At 39.3% G+C, this 1,663-nt stretch carries 1 protein-coding gene; it reads left to right on the top strand.

Annotation, left to right across the window (positions count from 1 at the left end):
- Positions 1–688 precede the first annotated feature (688 nt).
- The gene (locus tag ACFIKE_RS10245; RefSeq protein ID WP_375649752.1) at positions 689–1,060 is read left to right on the top strand and encodes a helix-turn-helix domain-containing protein; all 372 of its coding nucleotides are present in this window, start codon (positions 689–691) and stop codon (positions 1,058–1,060) included.
- Positions 1,061–1,663 lie beyond the last annotated feature (603 nt).

Below are 1,663 nucleotides of genomic sequence, written 5' to 3'. Positions count from 1 at the left end.
ACAACTTAACACCCCTCTTCCTCCCAACTTCCCCTCCATTCACAGCACTCTTTCCCCCATTTATCTCACCCCATTCCACACCAGACAAAAGCCCAACATGACCCCAAAACACGCACAATGCATAAATCCACAAATCCTGCGCATCATTTTACGGATATACGTTTTTACGCTTTTGCACATTCACAGAATGCAACCCAATGAAAGGTTCACCACTCCGCAGTGCTCTATAAACAATGCTCTACAATTTAACTTCTTACCCAACACCCCCTATAAACTTCAGATCACCTACTCCTCAAACGACAGCACTTCATCAGACCAGACAAGGAAATCAAGCCTAAATATTCCTCACACTCTAAAAAACATCTTGATAAATTGATATGCCTGATATCACCGCCCCTCCAAATAACGCCGTTTTATGACATATTGATTTTTCTTGCCAATTTTCTGAAATTACTTTACAAATTTAAAAATGTTTTTGATCGTCTACGCAACGATCAATAGGGAACTAAAAGCCCTAAATCCGAGCGTACAATTGAGCCTACTTTTGTGGGTATCCCGGAATTCCGGGAGTTTTTGCTATGTCCAGGTGCTTTAAGCACTAAAAGCAAAAAAACTGACTCGGATTCAGTACTTTTAGACTCCCGGAATACCAATGCGAGGGCGCTCGCAACCGGAGGGGGGGCTTGAAGTGCCAACTAAAAATCAAAATTTTATCGACATTCTGATAGGCAAAAGAATTCGCCACAGACGCATTTCAATGAGCCTTTCCCAAAAAGAATTAGGAAGCCATTTAGGTGTCAGTTTCCAACAAATCCAAAAATACGAAAAAGGCTTCAATCGTGTAAGCGCAGGGTGTTTACTCAAAATCGCCCAAAAACTAGATGTTCCCATAAGCTTTTTTTATGCAGACATTGCTACAAAAGAAGATATCTCAACAAAAGAAAATACCCCACTCCGTGATCAAGAAACCTATAGCGAAAAAGAACACACTCTTTTGAAAAACTTTAGAGACCTCCAGCCAAAAAAACAAAAAGCAATCTTGTGGTTGATTTCTGATTAGGAAAAAGAGCAACAATTAACATACCCCCGCCTAAAGTTTCCCATACCTGATATCACCATACCTCCAAGAGTGATGTTTTATGGCATATAAGATAATTCACACTATAGCTTGTTTTCTGTTTCCATTATTGCGTCAAGCCAAGCTGATTGAGGATTAGCAGCTGAGTTTTTAAGTTTGACTATTCGTAGCAAAGCGGAGTTAAACAAAAATGACATTATCGCTCAAAACCATGCCCCCTATTGAGTTTACGAGACGGTAGAACAGTGTCAAGAAAACAAAGCCCCGAAAAAAAAACAAAAATATGAGCGGTTAAGTAAAAATCAAAAATTGAATCTATAACGTTGAAAAAGCTGCTCTATGTTAGATTATCTCCACGTCCTCTAAACCTCAGAAAAATGATTTAAAACATTTGTTTTATTGATGAGCCAATCATTGAGAACGAATAATAGACAAAGAACGGTTCACCAATATCCTGATAGCCAATAAACAGAATAATCCACTCAATCCAGAAAAAAGGAACAACTGCCCAGCCGAAGTGTGACCTAAAACAAACGCTCCAACAAAGGGCGCCACCAACATAGCTAAATTTTGTATAGACTGCAC

It is taken from the genome of Bartonella sp. MU70NMGDW, from assembly GCF_042194085.1.
GTDB classification, from domain to species: Bacteria; Pseudomonadota; Alphaproteobacteria; order Rhizobiales; family Rhizobiaceae; genus Bartonella; species Bartonella grahamii.
This window is presented reverse-complemented; position numbering and strand designations above follow the sequence as displayed.